The sequence below is a fragment of the Streptomyces scabiei 87.22 genome, assembly GCF_000091305.1.
GTDB lineage: Bacteria > Actinomycetota > Actinomycetes > Streptomycetales > Streptomycetaceae > Streptomyces > Streptomyces scabiei.
On the sequence record NC_013929.1, the window covers coordinates 6,536,448 to 6,557,266 of the forward strand.

At 71.0% G+C, this 20,819-nt stretch carries 16 protein-coding genes; 10 read left to right on the top strand and 6 right to left on the bottom strand.

What is annotated here, in order from left to right:
* Positions 1-134 precede the first annotated feature (134 nt).
* The 3 genes from SCAB_RS28045 to SCAB_RS28055 all read left to right on the top strand — a co-directional run bounded on the left by SCAB_RS28045 (position 135) and on the right by SCAB_RS28055 (position 4,356).
* The gene (locus SCAB_RS28045; protein WP_013003463.1) at positions 135-458 is read left to right on the top strand and encodes a helix-turn-helix domain-containing protein; all 324 of its coding nucleotides are present in this window, start codon (positions 135-137) and stop codon (positions 456-458) included.
* 88 nt (positions 459-546) lie between these two features.
* Entirely contained in the window at positions 547-2,808 is a 2,262-nt protein-coding gene (gene recD2 / locus SCAB_RS28050) for an SF1B family DNA helicase RecD2 (RefSeq protein WP_013003464.1), read from the top strand.
* 258 nt (positions 2,809-3,066) lie between these two features.
* Positions 3,067-4,356, top strand: a complete 1,290-nt coding sequence (locus SCAB_RS28055; protein WP_013003465.1) for a citrate synthase — start codon at positions 3,067-3,069, stop codon at positions 4,354-4,356.
* 786 nt (positions 4,357-5,142) lie between these two features.
* Here SCAB_RS28055 and SCAB_RS28060 read toward each other — a convergent pair.
* From SCAB_RS28060 to SCAB_RS28070, 3 genes are all read right to left on the bottom strand, one after another.
* Positions 5,143-7,431, bottom strand: coding sequence for a heavy metal translocating P-type ATPase (locus SCAB_RS28060; protein WP_013003466.1), 2,289 nt, complete (start codon positions 7,429-7,431; stop codon positions 5,143-5,145).
* Between the two features lie 43 nt (positions 7,432-7,474).
* On the bottom strand, positions 7,475-7,714 hold the full coding sequence (locus SCAB_RS28065; RefSeq protein WP_013003467.1) for a heavy-metal-associated domain-containing protein: 240 nt from the start codon (positions 7,712-7,714) through the stop codon (positions 7,475-7,477).
* Between the two features lie 116 nt (positions 7,715-7,830).
* Positions 7,831-8,508 carry a TetR/AcrR family transcriptional regulator gene (locus SCAB_RS28070; protein WP_013003468.1) on the bottom strand — a complete coding sequence of 226 codons (678 nt, stop codon included), beginning with the start codon at positions 8,506-8,508 and terminating at the stop codon, positions 7,831-7,833.
* 187 nt (positions 8,509-8,695) lie between these two features.
* On the opposite strand from SCAB_RS28070, the gene SCAB_RS28075 reads away from it, so the two are divergent.
* Together SCAB_RS28075 and SCAB_RS28080 are read left to right on the top strand one after the other, a co-directional pair.
* Entirely contained in the window at positions 8,696-10,948 is a 2,253-nt protein-coding gene (locus tag SCAB_RS28075) for an MMPL family transporter (RefSeq protein ID WP_013003469.1), read from the top strand.
* A 293-nt stretch (positions 10,949-11,241) separates the two neighbouring features.
* Positions 11,242-12,339 carry a zinc-dependent alcohol dehydrogenase family protein gene (locus SCAB_RS28080; RefSeq protein WP_041669739.1) on the top strand — a complete coding sequence of 366 codons (1,098 nt, stop codon included), beginning with the start codon at positions 11,242-11,244 and terminating at the stop codon, positions 12,337-12,339.
* Here the strand turns inward: SCAB_RS28080 and SCAB_RS28085 are convergent.
* The 3 genes from SCAB_RS28085 to SCAB_RS28095 all read right to left on the bottom strand — a co-directional run bounded on the left by SCAB_RS28085 (position 12,320) and on the right by SCAB_RS28095 (position 14,492).
* Positions 12,320-12,931, bottom strand: coding sequence for a GNAT family N-acetyltransferase (locus tag SCAB_RS28085; RefSeq protein ID WP_013003471.1), 612 nt, complete (start codon positions 12,929-12,931; stop codon positions 12,320-12,322). The two genes, SCAB_RS28080 and SCAB_RS28085, sit on opposite strands and share 20 nt — an antisense overlap.
* A gap of 102 nt (positions 12,932-13,033) precedes the next feature.
* Positions 13,034-13,234, bottom strand: coding sequence for a helix-turn-helix transcriptional regulator (locus SCAB_RS28090; protein ID WP_037729589.1), 201 nt, complete (start codon positions 13,232-13,234; stop codon positions 13,034-13,036).
* A gap of 340 nt (positions 13,235-13,574) precedes the next feature.
* Positions 13,575-14,492, bottom strand: coding sequence for a sugar phosphate isomerase/epimerase family protein (locus SCAB_RS28095; protein ID WP_013003474.1), 918 nt, complete (start codon positions 14,490-14,492; stop codon positions 13,575-13,577).
* A gap of 124 nt (positions 14,493-14,616) precedes the next feature.
* Between SCAB_RS28095 and iolC the strand changes: the two genes are divergently transcribed.
* The 5 genes from iolC to mmsA are packed head-to-tail and all read left to right on the top strand — an operon-like array spanning position 14,617 to position 20,718.
* On the top strand, positions 14,617-15,567 hold the full coding sequence (iolC, locus tag SCAB_RS28100) for a 5-dehydro-2-deoxygluconokinase (protein WP_013003475.1): 951 nt from the start codon (positions 14,617-14,619) through the stop codon (positions 15,565-15,567).
* Positions 15,564-16,448, top strand: coding sequence for a Cgl0159 family (beta/alpha)8-fold protein (locus tag SCAB_RS28105; RefSeq protein WP_013003476.1), 885 nt, complete (start codon positions 15,564-15,566; stop codon positions 16,446-16,448). Before iolC ends, SCAB_RS28105 begins: the two co-directional genes overlap by 4 nt.
* A gap of 7 nt (positions 16,449-16,455) precedes the next feature.
* Complete coding sequence (iolB, locus tag SCAB_RS28110) at positions 16,456-17,304, top strand: 5-deoxy-glucuronate isomerase (protein WP_013003477.1); 849 nt, start codon at positions 16,456-16,458, stop codon at positions 17,302-17,304.
* The gene (iolD, locus tag SCAB_RS28115; RefSeq protein WP_013003478.1) at positions 17,301-19,199 is read left to right on the top strand and encodes a 3D-(3,5/4)-trihydroxycyclohexane-1,2-dione acylhydrolase (decyclizing); all 1,899 of its coding nucleotides are present in this window, start codon (positions 17,301-17,303) and stop codon (positions 19,197-19,199) included. The genes iolB and iolD overlap by 4 nt, the downstream gene beginning before the upstream one ends.
* Before the next feature lie 16 nt (positions 19,200-19,215).
* A complete protein-coding gene (mmsA, locus tag SCAB_RS28120) occupies positions 19,216-20,718 on the top strand; it encodes a CoA-acylating methylmalonate-semialdehyde dehydrogenase (RefSeq protein ID WP_013003479.1) in 1,503 nt (500 codons plus the stop codon).
* The last annotated feature ends 101 nt before the right edge of the window (positions 20,719-20,819 follow it).

The following is a 20,819-nucleotide window of genomic DNA, read 5'->3' on the forward strand; positions in this document are numbered from 1 at the left end:
GGAAGTTCGCCTGGTCGGGGTCACCTCGCCGCAGACGCAGGCGGAAACTCGAAGGTTAGGTACGAGGTGGCCATTCCGCTGGCCGAACGCCGGTACGCCGAGTACGTCGCTGATCGGAAGAAGGAGTCGGGAAAGTGGGCGGACACGTCACATGGTCGGCGAGCGCACATCGTGAGCGGGCGGAGGAACTGGCCGGCGGCCGGGACGCGTTCCTCGAAGGCGCACACACCATGCTCGTTGAGGCCCGCGCCTGGCGCCTGGCCGACATGCGTCAGGAGCGCGGGATCACCCAGGCCCAGGTCGCCGAGCGTATGGGCGTGACCAAGGGCAGGGTCTCGCAGATCGAGAGCCGCCAGGTCTCCGGAACGGACGTCGTGGCGAGGTACGTCGAGGCGCTGGGCGGAAATCTCGTCATGGTGGCGGTCTTCGGCGACGGGGAACTGCGCAAGGTCGGGTAGGCGCCGAAGGGTTCCGGCCAGGTGCCGCCGAGACCGCGGCCCCGCTCCGCCCCATCCGACCGTCACACCCTGCCGGTACCGTCGGATCATGTCCAAGCAGGCGGGGAACAACGAGCCCACGGAGCGGCGTCTCGCCGTTCTCGAAGGCGTGCTGGAACGCATCACCTACGCCAACGAGGACAACGGCTACACCGTCGCGCGCGTGGACACCGGCCGGGGCGGCGGTGATCTCCTCACCGTCGTCGGCGCGTTGCTCGGGGCCCAGGTGGGGGAGTCCCTGCGGATGGAGGGCCGCTGGGGCTCGCACCCGCAGTACGGCAAGCAGTTCACGGTGGAGAACTACACCACCGTCCTCCCCGCCACCGTCCAGGGCATCCGCCGCTACCTGGGGTCCGGCCTGGTCAAGGGCATCGGGCCCGTCTTCGCCGACCGCATCACGCAGCACTTCGGCCTGGACACCCTCCAGATCATCGAGGAGGAGCCCAAGCGCCTCATCGAGGTCCCCGGTCTCGGCCCCAAGCGCACCAGGAAGATCGCCGACGCCTGGGAGGAACAGAAGGCGATCAAGGAGGTCATGCTCTTCCTCCAGACCGTCGAGGTGTCCACGTCGATCGCCGTACGCATCTACAAGAAGTACGGCGACGCCTCGATCGGGGTGGTGAAGAACCAGCCGTACCGGCTCGCCGCCGACGTCTGGGGCATCGGCTTCCTCACCGCCGACCGGATCGCCCAGTCCGTCGGCATTCCCCACGACAGCCCGGAGCGCGTCAAGGCGGGCCTGCAGTACGCCCTTTCGCAGGCCACCGACCAGGGCAACTGCTACCTCCCGGAGGAGCGCCTGATCGCCGACGCGGTCAAGCTCCTCCAGGTCGACACGGGCCTGGTCATCGAGTGCCTGGCCGAACTCGCCCTGCCCGACGAGGACTCCGGCGAACCCGGCGTCGTCCGCGAGAAGGTGCCGGGCCAGGACGGCGGTGACCCCGTCACCGCCATCTACCTCGTCCCCTTCCACCGCGCCGAACTCTCCCTCTCCGCCCAGCTGTTGCGCCTCCTGCGCACGGACGAGGACCGGATGCCCGGCTTCCACGACGTGGCCTGGGACAAGGCGCTGGCCTGGCTGCGGGGACGTACGGGTGCGGAGCTGGCCCCCGAGCAGGAGGCGGCCGTACGGCTCGCGCTGACCGAGAAGGTGGCCGTGCTCACCGGCGGCCCCGGCTGCGGCAAGTCCTTCACCGTCCGCTCGATCGTGGAGCTGGCCCGCGCCAAGAAGGCGAAGGTCGTGCTGGCCGCCCCCACCGGCCGCGCCGCCAAGCGCCTTGCCGAGCTGACCGGCGCCGACGCCTCCACCGTCCACCGCCTGCTGGAGCTGAAGCCCGGCGGCGACGCGGCCTACGACCGGGACCGCCCCCTGGACGCCGACCTCGTGGTCGTCGACGAGGCGTCCATGCTGGACCTCCTGCTGGCCAACAAGCTGGTGAAGGCGGTGGCGCCGGGAGCGCACCTGCTCTTCGTCGGGGACGTCGACCAGCTCCCGAGCGTCGGCGCCGGCGAGGTCCTCAGGGACCTGCTGGCCGACGGCGGCCCGATCCCGGCGGTCCGGCTCACCAAGGTCTTCCGTCAGGCCCAGCAGTCCGGCGTGGTGACCAACGCGCACCGGATCAACTCCGGGCAGCACCCGGTCACCGACGGCATGAAGGACTTCTTCCTCTTCGTCGAGGACGAGACGGAGGAGGCAGGACGGCTCACGGTCGACGTCGCGGCCCGTCGTATTCCGGCCAAGTTCGGGCTCGACCCGCGCCGGGACGTGCAGGTCCTGGCGCCCATGCACCGGGGCCCGGCGGGCGCGGGCACCCTCAACGGGCTGTTGCAGCAGGCCATCACCCCCGCCCGCCCCGACCTGCCCGAGAAGCGGTTCGGCGGCCGGGTCTTCCGCGTCGGCGACAAGGTCACCCAGATCCGCAACAACTACGACAAGGGCGCGAACGGCGTCTTCAACGGCACCGTCGGCGTCGTCACCGCCCTCGACCCCGTCGACCAGCGGCTCACCGTCCTCACCGACGAGGACGAGGAGGTGGAGTACGAGTTCGACGAACTGGACGAGCTGGCGCACGCCTACGCGGTGACCATCCACCGCTCCCAGGGCAGTGAGTACCCGGCCGTGGTGATCCCGGTCACCACCGGAGCCTGGATGATGCTCCAGCGCAACCTGCTCTACACGGCGGTGACCCGGGCGAAGAAACTGGTGGTCCTGGTCGGCTCCCGCAAGGCCATCGGCCAGGCGGTCCGCACGGTCTCCGCCGGCCGCCGGTGCACGGCTCTCGACTTCCGGCTCGCACCACGGGTTTTTTAGCTCTGGGCCCGCTTCGTGAGAACCTCTCGTGCCGATCGTGCGACCCGTGAGTGAAATTTGATCGATCAAACGAGTCGGAAAGGTCACACAGCCCTTCCAGATGTTGGACGGAGGGGGCAGGATGAGCAAGTTGGCGGCACTCAGTGCCGCCGATGGGCCCGATGGTCGACCCCGAGTGCACTCTCCAGAGCCAATTGGGGGATGGTAGAGACAGTCAGGGCACCTCGAAGAAGAGGCACTACGTCGGTGAGGGATGACGTGAGCGACAACTCTGTAGTACTGCGGTACGGCGACGGCGAGTACACCTACCCGGTGATCGGCAGCACCGTCGGCGACACGGGCTTCGACATCGGGAAGCTCCGGGCCCAGACCGGTCTGGTCACCCTGGACAGCGGCTACGGCAACACCGCTGCCTATAAATCCGCCATCACCTACCTCGACGGTGAGCAGGGGATCCTCCGCTACCGCGGCTACCCGATCGAGCAGCTGGCCGAGCGCTCCACCTTCCTCGAGGTGGCGTACCTGCTGATCAACGGCGAGCTGCCCACCGTCGACGAGCTCTCCACGTTCCAGAACGAGATCACGCAGCACACCCTGCTGCACGAGGACGTCAAGAACTTCTACCGCGGCTTCCCGCGCGACGCCCACCCGATGGCGATGCTGTCCTCCGTGGTCAGCGCCCTGTCGACGTTCTACCAGGACAGCCACAACCCGTTCGACGAGCGGCAGCGCAACCTCTCCACGATCCGCCTGCTCGCCAAGCTGCCGACCATCGCGGCGTACGCGTACAAGAAGTCGATCGGTCACCCGTTCGTCTACCCGCGCAACGACCTCGGTTACGTCGAGAACTTCCTGCGCATGACCTTCTCGGTCCCGGCCCAGGAGTACGACCTCGACCCGGTCGTCGTCTCCGCGCTCGACAAGCTGCTCATCCTGCACGCGGACCACGAGCAGAACTGTTCGACCTCCACGGTCCGCCTGGTCGGCTCCTCGCAGGCGAACATGTTCGCCTCGATCTCCGCCGGCATCTCCGCGCTCTGGGGCCCGCTGCACGGCGGCGCCAACCAGTCCGTCCTGGAGATGCTGGAGGGCATCCAGGCCAACGGCGGCGACGTCGACTCCTTCATCCGCAAGGTGAAGAACAAGGAGGACGGCGTCCGCCTGATGGGCTTCGGCCACCGGGTGTACAAGTCCTTCGACCCGCGCGCCAAGATCATCAAGGCCGCCGCGCACGACGTCCTCTCGGCCCTCGGCAAGTCCGACGAGCTGCTGGACATCGCGCTGAAGCTGGAGGAGCACGCGCTCTCCGACGACTACTTCGTCTCGCGCAACCTCTACCCGAACGTGGACTTCTACACGGGTCTGATCTACCGCGCGATGGGCTTCCCGACCGAGATGTTCACGGTCCTCTTCGCCCTGGGCCGCCTCCCCGGCTGGATCGCCCAGTGGCACGAGATGATCAAGGAGCCCGGCTCCCGCATCGGCCGCCCGCGCCAGATCTACACGGGCGTGGTCGAGCGCGACTTCGTCCCGGTCGAGGGCCGCTGAGCCGAGTACGTGTAGCAGAGGGGCCCGTGCGGAGAGCCGTCCGTGCGGGCCCGCTTTTCTGTGCCCGGCGGTTCCGTCGGGCGCCGTCCCGCGACACGCTGTCCCGCGAGGTGTCCCGCTACGGAAGAGGGTGCCCTACGGCGAGTGAGCCGAAGGGGCGCGCCTGTGTCGAGAGCCCGAACGCGCGGAGGCCCGAAGGGTCGAGCACGATCGGGCTCTCGACACAGGCAACAGGCGCCCCGGAGGCGAACCGAGCCAAAAAAGACATGCGAGAAGGCGCCCTGCAACGCTGGTCCCCCCACGGGCCGGCGAGCAGGGCGCCTTCCCATGTCCCGGTGCGGATTCCCCCCACGGGATCCGGCCGGGCGTCTGGTGGACCAGCGCCTGAATCGCTGCGCGGGCCGAGCGGAAGCCGGCCTGCTCTGTATGAAGCTGTTGTGCGTGCGTGGCGGTGTGCGGTCTGCCGGGACGCGTACGTACGGGAGGGCCGCTCAAAGCTCCCCGGTGCACGTGCCCCGGCAACGCAATTCCGGGAACGTCCCCCAAGACATCCCCAGATGTCAGTCACGCCCCCCAAGACGCTTCTGACATCGCCAACTTAGACTCACGAACCCCTTCGGTGGTTACGTTCACACCACTGTGATCTGCGTCTCCCGCGATATCCCCTGAAGATACGCAAGCGACGCGAATCGGTGATCGAGACCCCAGCGTAAGGATGATGCGCGAGCCTTGTGAAGAGCTTATGTGAGGCTGCTTCCGGACTCTAGAGGGACTTTTGCCCGGCGGTCATGAAAATGTCCTGAGTCGCAAGCTGTTCGTTACCACAAAAACGGACGAAAAGGCCATAGTCGCCCCCGCGATCATCGGGTTGAGCAGTCCCGCGGCGGCCAGCGGCAGCGCCGCCACGTTGTAGCCGAAGGCCCAGGCCAGATTGCCCTTGATCGTGGACAGGGTGCGCCGCGACAGCCGGATCGCGTCGGCGGCCGCCCGCAGGTCCCCGCGAACGAGCGTCAGGTCGCCCGCCTCGATCGCGGCGTCCGTCCCCGTGCCGAGGGCGAGCCCGAGGTCGGCGGCGGCCAGCGCGGCCGCGTCGTTGACCCCGTCCCCTACCATCGCGACCGTACGGCCCTCGCCCTGCAGGCGCCGCACGACGTCGACCTTGTCCTGGGGCAGCACCTCGGCGATCACGTCCTCCGGGGGGATGCCGACCGCGGCGGCCACGGACCGGGCCACCCGGGTGTTGTCCCCGGTCAGCAGGACCGGGGTGAGCCCGAGGGCCCGCAGCCGCCGTACGGCCTCGGCGCTGGTCTCCTTGACCGCGTCGGCCACCGTGACGACACCGAGTGTCACGCCGTCGCGGGTCACCACGACCGCCGTGCGCCCCTCGGCCTCGGCGGCCTCCTTGGCGACCCTCAGGGGCTCGGGGAGGGGACTCTCGGGGGTCATGCGGCCCACCTGGACCGTACGGCCCTCCACGCGCCCGCGTACGCCCTTCCCGGGCAGGTTCTCGAACCCCTCGACAGGCGGCAGCGGGCCCAGGCGCTCCTCGGCGCCCGCGGCGATCGCCCGGCCCACGGGATGCTCGGAGGCGTGCTCGACGGCGCCCGCGAGGCGGAGGACGTCCTCCTCGGTGACGTCCTCGGCGGTGTGCGCCTCCCCGAGCGTCATCCGGCCGGTGGTGACGGTGCCGGTCTTGTCCAGGACGACGGTGTCGACGCGGCGGGTGGACTCCAGGACCTCGGGGCCCTTGATGAGGATGCCGAGCTGCGCGCCCCGGCCGGTGCCGACCATCAGGGCCGTCGGGGTGGCGAGGCCGAGCGCGCACGGACAGGCGATGATCAGCACCGCGACGGCGGCCGAGAAGGCGGCGGTGGTGTCGTCGGTGGCGCCGAGCCAGACACCGAAGGTGGCGACCGCGATCAGGACGACGGCCGGGACGAACACCGCCGAGATCCGGTCGGCGAGCCGCTGCGCCTGTGCCTTGCCGTTCTGCGCGTCCTCCACGAGGCGTGCCATCCGTGCCAGCTGGGTGTCCGCGCCGACCCGTGTCGCCTCCACGACCAGCCGGCCCCCGGCGTTCACGGTCGCGCCCGTGACGGGGTCCCCGACCGTCACGTCCACCGGTGCCGACTCGCCGGTCAGCATGGACGCGTCGACGGCGGAGGCGCCCTCGACGACCGTCCCGTCGGTGGCGAGCTTCTCGCCGGGGCGGACGACGAAACGGTCGCCGACGGCCAGGTCCGCCACCGGGATCCGTACCTCGCGCCCCTGGCGGAGCACCGAGACGTCCTTGGCGCCCAGCTCCAGCAGCGCCCTGAACGCGGCGCCCGCGCGCCGCTTGGCGCGGGCCTCCAGATAGCGGCCGAGCAGGATGAACGCCACGACCCCGGCGGCCACTTCGAGGTAGATCGCCGACGAGGCCGACTCGCGCGTGACGGTGAACGTGAACCCGTGCCGCATGCCCGGCATGCCCGCGTGGCCGCGGAAGAGCGCCCACAGGGACCAGCCGAAGGCGGCGAGCGTGCCGACCGAGACGAGGGTGTCCATGGTGGCCGCGCCGTGCCGGAGGTTGGTGAGCGCGGCCCGGTGGAACGGCAGCCCGCCCCACACCACGACCGGCGCGGCGAGCGTCAGCGAGAGCCACTGCCAGTTGTCGAACTGCAGGGCGGGGACCATGGACATGAGGACCACGGGTACGGCGAGCAGCACCGAAACGGTGAGCCGCTGCCGCAGGGCGGCGAGCTCGGGGTCGGTGCCCTCCTCGCCGCTCCCGGTGGCCGCCGCGGGCGCGGTGGTGGCCGGGGGAGCGGGGGCTGGCGGTTCCTGGGCCGTGTAGCCGGTCTTCACGACCGTGGCGATCAGCTCGGCGACCTCGACCCCTGCCGGGTAGCTGACCTTCGCCTTCTCGGTCGCGTAGTTCACCGAGGCGGTGACCCCGTCCAGGCGGTTCAGCTTCTTCTCGACGCGGGCCGCGCAGGAGGCGCAGGTCATCCCGCCGATGGTCAGCTCGACCTCGCGGAGGGGCCCGCCCTCCGACGCCGCCGCGAGGGTGCTCGTCGTGTCCGTGCTCGTCATGTCCGTGTCCGTGACATCCGTGTGCCGGTGTCCGTGCCCGGTCTCAGACCGCGCCGACCAGCTCGAAGCCCGCCTCGTCCACGGCGGCGCGTACGGCCTCCTCGTCCAGCGGAGCGGCCGAGACCACGGTGACCTCGCCGGTGGAGGCGACGGCCTTCACGGAGGAGACACCGGGGAGCTGGGTGATCTCGCCCGAAACGGCGCCCTCGCAGTGCCCGCAGCTCATGCCGCTCACCTGGTAGACGGCGGTGACGGAACCCTGGGTGTCGGTCTCGGCGGTCATGTCGTTACTCCTTGTCGGGGCGGGTGGGGTTCGAGTAACCCTTCCTGGCGTCCAGCTTATACCCCCTAGGGGTATGAATCCAAGGGAGGTCCGCCCGGGTGGGCGGGGCTCCCGGGTCAGGGGGCCGGGGCTGCGGGTGCGGGCGTGCCGGCCGGGCTCCCCGGCGTGCAGTCGCCACCCGCCAGTGGCTCCAGGTAGCGGAACAGCACGTTCTTCAGCTCCTGCACGTAGGCGGCGCGCTCCTCGCCCTCGCGGGTGAGCACCAGCTCCAGGCCGGCCTTGTACATCGCCACGCAGACGTGCGCGGTGCGCGAGATGTCGGCGGCCGAGGCGTCCGGGAGGAACGGGGTCAGCAGCGTCTCGATCCGCGCGAGCAGGGCCGCGTGCACGGCGTCGTGCTGCTCGGCGATCCGGCCGGGGACGTCCGGCCCGTGCATCAGGGTGAAGACCACCGGGTGCCGGCAGTTGAAGTCGATGAAGCGGTCGACGGCGGCCGCGACGGCCTCCTCCAGCGGGGTCGCCGGGTCCACCGGGGCGAGCGCCTCGCCGTACGTCTCGCGCATCTCGTGCATGAGCCGCCCGCTCAGCTCGATCGCGATCGCTTCCTTGTTCGGGAAGAACTGGTACAGCGTGCCTGGTGAGACGCCCGCCTCGCGGGCGATGGCGTTGGTGCTGGCGGCCGCGTACCCCGTCGAGCAGAACACGGTGGCCGCGGCTTCGAGGAGCTGGGCGATACGGCGCTCGCCGCGGGCCTGGCGGCGGCGCGGCTGTTCCTTCTCCTGGTTCACGGGCACGCGTCGTCACCGGCTTTCCGGATCGTGATTGACAAAAACGAGTGGTCGCTCGCATTCTGGTGAAACACGAGCGATCTCTCGTGTTTTCCAGTGTATGGCTCGTGCTCCCGTGCCGCAGAGCTGCGCGCGGCACGGATCGAGCGACGGATCAGGCCGAACCGGATCAGACTGAAGGGGACACCGCACCATGACCGAAGTCAACCGGCCACCCCGAGCGGGAGGCTGGACCCGGTTCGTGACCGCCCGCCCCCGGCTCTCCCTGCTGGTCGCCCTGGTGCTCACCGCGCTCGCGGTGGTGGCGGGCAGCGATGTCGCCGACCGTCTCGGCAGCGGCGGCTGGGAGGACCCGGCCGCCCAGTCCACCTACGCGACGAAGGCACTGGAGCGCGAGTTCCCCGACTCCCAGCCGAACTTCCTGCTGCTCGTCGACGCGGGCCGGGCGTCGGTCGACGATCCGGCCGTCGCCGCCGAGGGCAAGCGGCTGACCGAGAGGCTCGCCGCCGAGAAGGGCGTCAGGGGTGTCGCCTCCTACTGGCAGACCGGCGCCCCGACCCTGCGCGCCGAGGACGGCGGGGAGGCGCTGATAGCGGCCCGCCTCACGGGGGACGAGACGGCGGCGAACAAGACCCTCGACCGCATCGCCCCCGAGCTGCGCGGCACCCACGGCCCGGTGGAGGTCAGGATCGGCGGCATCCTCGCCGTGCGCCACGAGATGCAGACGACCATCCAGGAGGACCTGCTGCGGGCCGAGCTGATCGCCCTTCCGGTGACGCTCGTCCTGCTGGTCATGGTCTTCGGCAGCGCGGTCGCCGCCCTGCTGCCGCTCGGTGTGGGCATCGTCGCGATCCTCGGCACCAACGCGATCCTGCGCGGCCTCACCGAGATCACCGACGTCTCGGTCTTCGCCCTGAACCTCACCACGGCCATGGGCCTCGGCCTCGCGATCGACTACGCCCTGTTCATCGTGCGCCGCTTCCGCGAGGAGCTGGCGGGCGGCGCCGACTCCCCGACGGCCATCGCCACCACCCTGCGCACGGCCGGCCGCACGGTCCTCTTCTCCGCCCTGACGGTCGCCGTCTCGCTGGCCGCCATGATGGTCTTCCCGCAGTACTTCCTGAAGTCCTTCGCCTACGCGGGCATCGCGGTGGTCCTGCTCGCGGCCGGGGCCGCCCTGATCCTGCTGCCGGCGGCCCTGATCCTGCTCGGCGACCGCGTCAACGCCTTCGACCTGCGCAAACTGTTCCGGCGCCGCAAGGCCGCGGACACCGCGGCGGACGCCACCCCGGCCAAGGAGGAGGGCGCGGCCTGGGGCCGTACGGCGGCCCTGGTCATGCGCCGGGCGCCCTACTTCGCCATCGCCACGACAGCGGGCCTGCTGCTGCTCGGCCTCCCGTTCCTGGGCGTGAAGTTCGGCACGGCCGACGACCGCCAGCTTCCCTCGACCGCCGAGTCCCATGTCGTCCAGCAGCATCTGCGCGAAGGCTTCCCCGGCTCTCCCGGCGGCGGCCTGGCGGTGCTGGCGGAAGGAGAGGCGACGAAGACGGAGTACGCCGGCTACAAGCAGCGCCTGGCGGACCTGCCCGACGTGCTCCGCGTGGAGGGGCCCCTGGTGCACGGCGACTGGGCCTACTTCACCGTGCAGCCCGAGGGCGACGCGGTCGACGAGGGCGCCCAGCGCCTGGTGGACGACATCCGGTCCATGGACACCCCCTTCGACACCTCGGTGACGGGCACGGCGGCGGTCCTGGTCGACACGAAGGCGGCGATAGGCGAGGGCACCCCCTGGGCGCTCGCCTTCATCGCGACGGTCACCCTGATCCTGGTCTTCCTGCTCACCGGCAGCGTGCTGATCCCGCTCCAGGCGGTCCTGCTGAACGCCCTCAGCCTCACCGCGATGTTCGGCGCGCTGGTCTGGGTCTTCCAGGACGGCCACCTCTCCGGCCTGCTCGCCTTCACCAGCCCCGGCTCCATAGAGACCACACTCCCGGTCCTGATGTTCTGCGTGGCCTTCGGTCTCTCCATGGACTACGGCGTCTTCCTGCTCTCCCGCATCAAGGAGGAGTACGACCACAGCGGGGATCACGTCGGTTCCGTCCGCTACGGACTCCAGCGCACCGGCGGCCTCATCACCGCCGCCGCGGTGATCCTCGCCGTCGTCATGATCGCCATAGGCACCTCCCGGGTCACCAACACCAAGATGCTCGGCCTCGGCATCGCCCTCGCCGTCCTCATGGACGCCATGGTCATCCGCAGCCTCCTGGTCCCGGCGGTCATGCGCCTCACCGGCCGCGCGACCTGGTGGGCCCCGGCCCCCCTGAAAAAGTTCCACGCCAGGTTCGGCCTGACCGAGACGGACAACCAGCCCCCCACCCCCACGCCCGCCCCAGAAGCAAAACCGGAACCGAAACCAGAACCGGTCCCCACCCACTCCAACTCCTGACTCCCATGGGCGCGCACCCCCGCGCCCTCCAGGGGCGCGGGGAACTGCGCGAGAACCCCCACCGGGCCTGCACGTGAAACTCGACGGGCGCGCACCCCCTGCCTTTAGGGGCGCGGGGAACTGCGCGAGAAGCCCCACCGGCCGGCACGTGGGGGTCGAAGGGGCGCAGCCCCTGATGGATGGGAAGGGTAGGGGCGGCGGGGGCGAGAAAACCCCACCTCACCCCCCATGCGATGCTGACCTGGCCGGCCGGCCAGCGATCACCAGTCCCAAGTCCGAGAGGTGGGCGCCCAATGCGCGCAGTCGTGTTCGAGCGTTTCGGAGAGCCGGCCACGGTACAGAACCTCGCGACCCCCACCCCCACCCCCCACGGCGTAGTCGTCCGCGTCGAAGCCACCGGCCTCTGCCGCAGCGACTGGCACGGATGGCAGGGCCACGACCCCGACATCACCCTCCCCCACGTCCCCGGCCACGAACTGGCCGGCATCGTGGAGGCGACCGGCAGCGCGGTAACCGCCTGGCACCCCGGCGACCGCGTCACCGTCCCGTTCGTGTGTGCCTGCGGCACCTGCCCCACCTGCGCCGCCGGAGACCAGCAGGTGTGCGAGCGCCAGACCCAGCCGGGGTTCACCCACTGGGGATCGTTCGCCCAGTACGTCGCCCTGGACCACGCCGACGTGAACCTCGTGGCCCTCCCGGAGGAACTCTCGTACGCCACGGCCGCCGCCCTGGGCTGCCGCTTCGCCACGGCGTTCCGCGCGGTCGTGGCGCAGGGCCGCGTCGCGCCGGGGGAGTGGGTCGCGGTCCACGGCTGCGGCGGCGTGGGCCTGTCGGCCGTGATGATCGCGGCGGCCGCCGGAGCCAGGGTGGTCGCCGTGGACGTCTCCCCCCAGGCACTGGACCTGGCGCGCACGTTCGGCGCGACGGCCTGCGTGAACGCGTCAACCGCAACGACCGCACCCGACCCGGCCACCCCCGTCCCGGCCGCACCCGGAACGACCGCACCCGACACCGCCGCGGCCGTCCGAGACCTGACCGGCGGCGGAGCCCACCTCTCCCTCGACGCCCTCGGCTCCCCGGCCACCTGCGCGGCCTCCGTCAACAGCCTCCGCCGCCGGGGCCGCCACATCCAGGTGGGCCTGCTCCCGTCACCGGAGGGCACCACCCCCGTGCCCATGGCCCGGGCGGTGGCCCTGGAACTGGAGCTGCTGGGCAGCCACGGGATGGCGGCCCACGCCTACCCGAGGATGCTGGAGCTGGTCCGCGCGGGCGTCCTGCGCCCCGACCTCCTGGTGACGTCCACGATCTCCTTGGACGCGGCCCCCGCCGCCCTCGCGGCGATGGGCACGGCCCCGGGCGGCGGAGTGACGGTCATCGACCCGTGGAGCTGACCCGACCGCCGTCGGGACGCTCGCCGTGGCCGCCGGGCCGCCCCCGATGGTCGGCCCACTCCGGCGCGAGGACCGACATACGCACGGCGTCGATCCAGGTCCCGTCCTGCCACAGCGTCTGCCGCTCGACGCCCTCGGCCACGAACCCGGCCTTCTCGTAGACACGCCGGGCCCGGGGATTGTGGGTGAAGACGTACAGCGAGACGCGGTGCAGCCCGACCTCCTCGAAGGCGTGTCCGACGGTCAGTCGCACGGCCTCCGTGCCCAGCCCCCGGCCCCGCCCGCCGGGACCGATCAGGATGCGGAAGCAGCAGCTGCGATTGGCCTCGTCCCACTCGTTCAGCACGGCCTCACCCACGAGTTCACCGCTCGCCCGGTCGACGATCGCGAGGTCGAGCCGGTCGGCGTGGTCGTTGCGGCTGCCGTACCAGGAACGCAACCGGTCCGCGCCGAACTCCTCGGCCGGGCTGCCCGTGAGCCGCACGACCTCCGGGTCGGCGAGGATCCGCGCCATCACGGGCGCGTCGTCCATGGTGAAGGGCCGCAGGACGGCCCGCTCACCGGTGAGTACGGGTTTCCGGGAAAAGCTCATCCCCGGATCCTCGATGCCGAACGGACCCGGGGACAAACGAATTGGCCACCGGAGGCCGGAGCCAAGACCCGGAAGCCGGAGCCAAGACCCGGAAGCGGGGCTTCAGTCGGCCCCGCGCCCCCGGTTGCCCGGTCTGGAGGCGACCCAGGCGCGGACGGTGTCGGCGTACCAGTAGGGCTTGCCGTTCTCGGTGTGGTCGGGCGGCGGCAGCAGCCCGTGTTTGCGGTACGAGCGGACGGTGTCGGGCCGCACACGGATGTGCGCCGCGATGTCCTGGTACGACCAGAGCCGACGGTCGGTCATCGGAAGGCACCTCCCCGCGCAGGCCACGGAGGCGGCCGGGAAGCCGTCGGGGGAGCCGGGCGCTGCGCTGGCGATCACAAGCCTGTGACCGCCCAACGACCCTCGGTGACCGCCGGGAGCGCCCGTCGTACACGCGTGACGAGAGCCCCGCGTACATGTGACATCCGTGACAGAAGGGTGTCTTTTGTGACACGAGTTCCGAGCACCTGAAGCCAAGGCCCGACGGCCGCGCCCCTGTCAGGGGCGCGGGGAACTGCGCGACCGGCCACGAACCACCTGTGGCCCGCCGACGACCCGCAGTTCCCCTGCGCTGCTCGGCGTCCGGCATTCAGCGGAGCGTCTACGCCCCGCAGGACCTGAGGAACGCCCGCGTCCGCTGGGCGATGGGCAGCGGAGCGTCCGGCTCGCACGGGTACATGTCCTGCTCGACGATCGCGAACAGGTCCACGTCCAGCTTCGCGGCGGCGGCGAGCACGGGTCCCAGCTCCGGCACACCCTTCGGCGGCTCGCACATCACGCCCCGGGCGACGGCCGGCCCGAAGGGCACCTCGTTCGCCCGTACGTCCGCCAGGATCTCGGGGTCCACCTGCTTGAGGTGCAGGTACCCGATGCGCTCGCCGTAGGTCTCGATCAGCTTGACGCTGTCGCCGCCGCAGTAGGCGTAGTGCCCGGTGTCGAGGCAGAGCGAGACCACCGAGGAGTCGGTGCCGTCCAGGAAGCGGACGACGTTCTCCTCGCTGTCGATGTGGGTGTCGGCGTGCGGGTGGACGACGATCTTCAGGCCGTACTTCTCCCGCACCTCCCGCCCGAGCCGCTCGGTGAGCTGGGTGAGGTGCCGCCACTGCTCGACGTTCAGCTCGCTGGGCTCCAGCACCTGGCCCGTCTTGTCGTCCCGCCAGAACGACGGGATGACGACGAGGTGCTGGGCGCCCATGGCCTGGGCGAGGGCCGCGTTGTCGGCCACGTGCGCCCAGGTCTTCTCCCAGACGTCGGGGCCGTGGTGCAACCCGGTGAAGACCGTGCCGGCCGACACTTTCAGGCCGCGTTCGGCGGTCTCCTCGGCGAGGACCGCCGGGTCGGTCGGCAGATAGCCGTACGGGCCCAGCTCGATCCACTCGTAGCCGGAAGCGGCGACCTCGTCGAGGAAGCGCTGCCAGGGGACCTGCTGGGGGTCGTCGGGGAACCAGACGCCCCAGGAGTCGGGCGCCGAGCCGACTCGGATGCGCGAGAGTGAGGACTGAGGTGACAACGACGTCATGGGAGTCAGCTTCAGCCTCTGAGCAGAAGGTGTCAATAGGTAGTCCGAATGTCTGGACAAAGTATTGACAGGGTCGCTCCGACGGGACTAGACCTTGACCGAACCGGCGCGTGAAGGGAACTCGATGGCGTACGACCTGATCACCATGGGGCGGATCGGTGTGGATCTCTACCCGTTGCAGACGGGGGTCCCGCTGCCGCAGGTGACGTCCTTCGGGAAGTTCCTCGGCGGATCGGCCACGAACGTCGCGGTGGCCGCGTCCCGGCTCGGCCGCTCCACCGCCGTCATCACCCGTACCGGCGAGGACCCCTTCGGGGAGTACCTCCACCAGGCGCTGCGCGAGTTCGGCGTGGACGACCGCTGGGTCACCCCGGTCCCGGGCCTCGCGACCCCGATCACCTTCTGCGAGGTCTTCCCGCCGGACGACTTCCCGCTCTACTTCTACCGCCGCCCGAAGGCCCCGGACCTGGAGATCGACGCCCACGAGCTGGACCTCGACGCCGTCGCCGGGACCCGGATCTTCTGGGTGACCGGCACCGGCCTGAGCGAGGAGCCCAGCCGTACGGCGACGCTCGCGGCGCTGGCCCACCGGGCCAGGGCCGGAACGACGGTCTTCGACCTCGACTGGCGGCCCATGTTCTGGAGCGACCCGGCCGAGGCCCGCCCGTTCTACGAGGAGGCCCTGCGGCACACCACCGTCGCGGTCGGCAACCTCGACGAGGTCGAGGTCGCCACCGGTGTCCGCGAACCCCACGCCGCCGCCCGCGCGCTCCTCGACGCCGGGGTCGAACTCGCGGTCGTCAAGCAGGGCCCCAAGGGGGTCCTCGCGGTCAACAGCAAGGGCGAGTCCGCCGAGGTCCCGCCGCTGCCCGTCGAGGTTCTGAACGGCCTCGGCGCGGGCGACGCGTTCGGCGGCTCCCTCTGCCACGGCCTGCTCGAAGGCTGGAGCCTGGAGAAGATCATGCGGCACGCCAACGCCGCCGGGGCCATCGTCGCCTCCCGCCTGGAGTGCTCGTCCGCCATGCCCACGGCGGACGAGATCGAGGCTGCGGTCGCGGCGGGAGCGGTCCTGTGAGCATCGACGTCTCCGCCCTCGTGCGCACCCGGGTCCACCACCCGGAGGCCATCGCCGAGGCCGCCGCCCGGCGCGTCCGGCGCCCCCTGATCGGGGACAGCGGCCGGCTGATGATCGTCGCCGCCGACCACCCGGCCCGCGGCGCCCTCTCCGTCGGCGACCGCAGGCTCGCCATGGCCAACCGCGCCGACCTCCTCGAACGGCTGTGCCTGGCGCTGTCCCGCCCCGGCGTCGACGGCGTCCTCGCGACCGCCGACATCCTCGACGACCTGCTCCTGCTCGGCGCCCTCGACGGCAAGGTCGTCATGGGCTCCATGAACCGGGGCGGCCTCGCGGGCGCCAGCTTCGAACTCGACGACCGGTTCACCGGCCACCGCCCCGAGGACATGCGCCGCCTCGGCTTCGACGCCGGCAAGCTCCTGCTGCGCGTCGACTACGACGACCCCGGCTCCCTCACCACCCTGGAGTCCACCGCCCGCGCCGTGGACGCCATGGCCGAGCGCCGGCTCCCCGTCTTCGTCGAACCGTTCATCAGCCGCCGCGACCCGGCCACCGGCAAGGTCAGGAACGATCTGAGCGCCGAGGCCGTCACCAAGTCGATCGCCATAGCGGCCGGGCTCGGCGGCACGTCCGCGTACACCTGGCTCAAGGTGCCCGTCACCGACAACCCCGACGACATGGCCCAGGTGATGGAGACGTCCACGCTGCCCGCCGTCCTGCTCGGCGGCGACGTCGGCGAGGACCAGGAGGGCGCGTACGAGAAGTGGCGGGGCGCGCTGCAACTGCCCACCGTGCAGGGCCTGGTGGTCGGCCGCTCGTTGCTCTACCCGGCGGACGACGACGTGACCGCCGCCGTGGACACCGCCGTAGGACTGTTGTGAGGGCCGCATGACACAGAAGACCGAGCTGTACGTACCCAAGGGCGCGACGGCGAACGCTCAGTACGCCGTCGACATCGACCCGAAGCGGGCCGGCTGGACCCACAGCAGCCTGCGCGTCGTGGAGTTGGAGCCGGACGGGACGCACACGTTCACGACCGGGGACAGCGAGTGGATCGTGCTGTCGCTGGGCGGCGGTTGTACGGTGCGCGTGTCGGAGGAACCGGGCAATTCAGACGGTGGCGGCGTCACCGAGTTCGAAATCCTGGGCCGGGAGAGCGTGTTCGCCGGAGTCTCCGACTTCGTGTACGCGCCCCGCGACGCCCGGGTACAGATCGCCTCCGGCGCGGGAGGCCGCTTCGCTTTGGCAGGAGCGAAGTGCGAGCGACGACTCCCCGCTCGCTACGGCCCCGCGCCGGAGGTTCCCGTGGAGGACCGGGGCAGCGGCACCTGCGCCCGCCAGGTACGCAACTTCGCCTCCGCGGACGCCTTCGCCTGCGACAAGCTGATCGCCGTCGAGGTCGTCACCCCCGGCGGCAACTGGTCCTCGTACCCGCCCCACAAGCACGACGAGAACCGGCCGGGGGAGGAGACCGCACTGGAGGAGATCTACTACTTCGAGATCGACGGCCCCCACGGCTTCGGCTACCAGCGCGTGTCCCCCTCCCGCGAGGGCGGCTCCGAGGTGCTCGCCGAGGTCCGCTCCGGCGACGCGGTGCTCGTGCCCGACGGCTGGCACGGCCCGTCCATCGCGCAGCCCGGCCACAGCATGTACTACCTCAACGTCATGGCCGGTCCGGGCGCCGAACGGCAGTGGCGGATCTGCTTCCACCCCGATCACACGGAGGGGTACCGATGAGCACGACGACCCCGTCGACGACGCGGCTCACCGTCGCCCAGGCCCTCGTCCGCTTCCTGTCCGCGCAGTACACCGAGCGCGACGGCGAGCGGCGGCGGCTGATCGGCGCCACCTGGGGCATCTTCGGCCACGGCAACGTCGCCGGCCTCGGCCAGGCGCTGGTCCAGTACGCCGACGACATGCCCTACCTCCAGGGCCGCAACGAGCAGGCGATGGTCCACGCCGCCGTCGGCTACGCCCGCCAGTCGAACCGGCTGTCCACGCACGCCGTGACGACGTCCATCGGCCCCGGCGCCACCAACCTGGTCACCGGCGCCGCCCTCGCCACCATCAACCACCTCCCGGTGCTGCTGCTCCCCGGCGACACCTTCGCCACGCGGCCGGCGGACCCCGTCCTCCAGCAGCTCGAAGTGCCCTACGCGGGTGACATCAGCGTCAACGACACCCTGCGCCCGGTGTCGCGGTACTTCGACCGGGTCACCCGCCCCGAGGCACTGATCCCGACCGCGCTCCAGGCGATGCGTGTCCTCACCGACCCGGTGGAGACCGGGGCCGTCACCCTCGCCCTGCCGCAGGACGTGCAGGCGGAGGCGTACGACTGGCCGGAGGAGTTCTTCGCCGAGCGGACCTGGAACGTCCGCCGCCCGGCGGCCGACGTCGCCGAACTGGCCGCCGCGATCACCGCGGTCCGCGAGGCCCGCCGCCCCCTGATCGTCGCCGGCGGCGGAGTCCACCACGCCCGCGCCGAGGAGACACTCGCCGAACTGGCCGCCGCCACCGGCATCCCCGTGGCGTCCACCCAGGCCGGCAAGGGCTCCCTGCGCTTCGACCACCCGCAGGACGTGGGCGGGATCGGCCACACCGGCACCGCGACCGCGAACGAACTCGCCCGCACCGCCGACCTGGTCATCGGCGTCGGCACCCGCTACACGGACTTCACCACGGCGTCGAACACCCTCTTCGCCGCCGACGGCGTCCGCTTCCTCAACCTCAACATCGCCCCGTACGACGGCCACAAGCTCTCCGCACTGCCGCTGATCGCGGACGCCCGGGCGGGCCTGGAGGCGCTCAGCGAGGCACTGGAACTGCACGGGCACCGGGTCGCGGACGACTACGTCGCCGAGTACGCGCAGGACAAGCAGCGCTGGGAGCACCGCGTCGACGCCTGCTACGAGGCCGACGAACCCGACACCCGGCCCACCCAGGCCCAGGTGCTCGGCCTCCTCGACGAGATCGCCGACGAGAGCGACATCCTCATCAACGCGGCCGGCTCCCTCCCCGGTGACCTGCACAAACTGTGGCGGACCCGGTCCCGGGACCAGTACCACCTGGAGTACGGCTACTCCTGCATGGGCTACGAGATACCGGCCGCGATCGGCGTCCGGCTGGCCGCTCCCGGGCGCCCGGTGTGGGCGCTGGTCGGCGACGGCACGTATCTGATGATGCCGACCGAGATCGTCACCGCCGTCCAGGAGAACGTCCCGATCAAGGTGCTGCTCGTGCAGAACCACGGCTACGCCTCCATCGGCGGTCTGTCCGAGTCGGTCGGCGGGGAGCGGTTCGGCACCGCGTACCGGCACCGCGACCCCGACGACGGCACGTTCACGGGCGCCCCGCTGCCCGTGGATCTCGCCGCCAACGCGGCCAGTCTCGGCATGCGCGTCCTGCGCGCCAAGACGGTCCGTGACCTGCGCGCCGCCCTCGCCGAGGCGCGGGCGGCCGACACTCCCACTTGTGTCTACGTGGAGACCCAAACGGCAGACACAGTGTCGGGCCCGCCCCCCGCGCAGGCCTGGTGGGATGTACCTGTGGCCGAGACCGCGACCCGCGCGTCGGCGGTCAAGGCACGCGAGGAGTACGACCGGCACGTCTCAACCCGACGCCGCCATCTGTGAGAAGGAGTTTCTCGGCATGACGAAGATCGTCAACCACTGGATCGGCGGCAAGACCGTCGAAGGCGCGTCGGGTACGTTCGGGCCGGTCACGGACCCGGCGACCGGCGCGGTCACCACCCAGGTCGCCTTCGCGACCGTCGACGAGGTCGACGCGGCGGTCCGCACCGCCAAGGAGGCCTATCTGACCTGGGGCCAGTCGTCGCTGGCCCAGCGCACCTCGATCCTGTTCAAGTTCCGCGCCCTGCTGGACGCCAACCGCGACGCGATCGCCGAGCTGATCACCGCCGAGCACGGCAAGGTGCACTCGGACGCGCTCGGTGAGGTCGCGCGCGGCCTGGAGATCGTCGAGCTGGCCTGCGGCATCAACGTGCAGCTGAAGGGCGAGCTGTCCACGCAGGTCGCCAGCCGTGTGGACGTCTCCTCGATCCGCCAGCCGCTGGGCGTCGTCGCGGGCATCACGCCGTTCAACTTCCCGGCGATGGTCCCGATGTGGATGTTCCCGATGGCCATCGCGACCGGCAACACGTTCGTCCTGAAGCCGTCCGAGAAGGACCCGTCGGCCTCCATCAAGATCGCCGAACTCCTCTCCGAGGCCGGGCTCCCCGACGGCGTCTTCAACGTCGTCCACGGCGACAAGGTGGCGGTCGACGCCCTCCTGGAGCACCCGGACGTCAAGGCGATCTCCTTCGTCGGCTCCACCCCGATCGCCCGCTACATCCACACCACGGCCTCGGCGAACGGCAAGCGCGTCCAGGCCCTCGGCGGCGCCAAGAACCACATGCTGGTCCTCCCGGACGCCGACCTGGACGCGGCGGCCGACGCCGCGGTCTCGGCGGCCTACGGCTCGGCGGGCGAACGCTGCATGGCGATCTCGGCCGTGGTCGCCGTGGGCGCCATCGGCGACGAGCTGGTGGAGAAGATCCGCGAGCGCGCCGAGAAGATCAAGATCGGCCCCGGCAACGACCCGACGTCCGAGATGGGCCCGCTGATCACGGCGGTCCACCGCGACAAGGTCGCCTCGTACGTCACGGGCGCGGCGGCCGAGGGCTGCGAGGTCGTCCTCGACGGCACCGGCTTCACGGTCGACGGCCACGAGGACGGCCACTGGATCGGCATCTCGCTCCTCGACAAGGTCCCCACCTCGGCGAAGGCGTACCAGGACGAGATCTTCGGCCCGGTGCTGACCGTGCTGCGCGTCGACACCTACGACGAGGGCATCGCCCTCATCAACGCCTCCCCGTTCGGCAACGGCACCGCGATCTTCACCCGCGACGGCGGCGCCGCCCGCCGCTTCCAGCTGGAGGTCGAGGCCGGCATGGTCGGCGTCAACGTCCCGATCCCGGTCCCCGTCGGCTACCACAGCTTCGGCGGCTGGAAGGACTCCCTCTTCGGCGACCACCACATCTACGGCAACGACGGCACCCACTTCTACACCCGAGGCAAGGTCGTCACCACCCGCTGGCCCGACCCGGCCGACGGCCCGACGGGCGTGGACCTGGGCTTCCCGCGCAACCACTGACCAGTCACCCGCGCCCCGAAAGGGGCGCGGGGAACTGCGCGACCAGCCCTCACCGGACGGACGCCCTGGGGGGCTAAGGGGCGCAGTCCCTTGAAGGGACG

Coding starts and splice junctions, on each gene's coding strand:
- recD2 (WP_013003464.1), top strand. CDS start 547: ATGTCCAAGCAGGCGGGGAACAACGAGCCCACGGAGCGGCGTCTCGCC.
- SCAB_RS28060 (WP_013003466.1), bottom strand. CDS start 7,431: ATGACGAGCACGGACACGACGAGCACCCTCGCGGCGGCGTCGGAGGGC.
- mmsA (WP_013003479.1), top strand. CDS start 19,216: ATGACGAAGATCGTCAACCACTGGATCGGCGGCAAGACCGTCGAAGGC.
- SCAB_RS28065 (WP_013003467.1), bottom strand. CDS start 7,714: ATGACCGCCGAGACCGACACCCAGGGTTCCGTCACCGCCGTCTACCAG.
- iolB (WP_013003477.1), top strand. CDS start 16,456: ATGACACAGAAGACCGAGCTGTACGTACCCAAGGGCGCGACGGCGAAC.
- SCAB_RS28080 (WP_041669739.1), top strand. CDS start 11,242: ATGCGCGCAGTCGTGTTCGAGCGTTTCGGAGAGCCGGCCACGGTACAG.
- SCAB_RS28075 (WP_013003469.1), top strand. CDS start 8,696: ATGACCGAAGTCAACCGGCCACCCCGAGCGGGAGGCTGGACCCGGTTC.
- SCAB_RS28085 (WP_013003471.1), bottom strand. CDS start 12,931: ATGAGCTTTTCCCGGAAACCCGTACTCACCGGTGAGCGGGCCGTCCTG.
- SCAB_RS28090 (WP_037729589.1), bottom strand. CDS start 13,234: ATGACCGACCGTCGGCTCTGGTCGTACCAGGACATCGCGGCGCACATC.
- SCAB_RS28095 (WP_013003474.1), bottom strand. CDS start 14,492: ATGACGTCGTTGTCACCTCAGTCCTCACTCTCGCGCATCCGAGTCGGC.
- iolD (WP_013003478.1), top strand. CDS start 17,301: ATGAGCACGACGACCCCGTCGACGACGCGGCTCACCGTCGCCCAGGCC.
- iolC (WP_013003475.1), top strand. CDS start 14,617: ATGGCGTACGACCTGATCACCATGGGGCGGATCGGTGTGGATCTCTAC.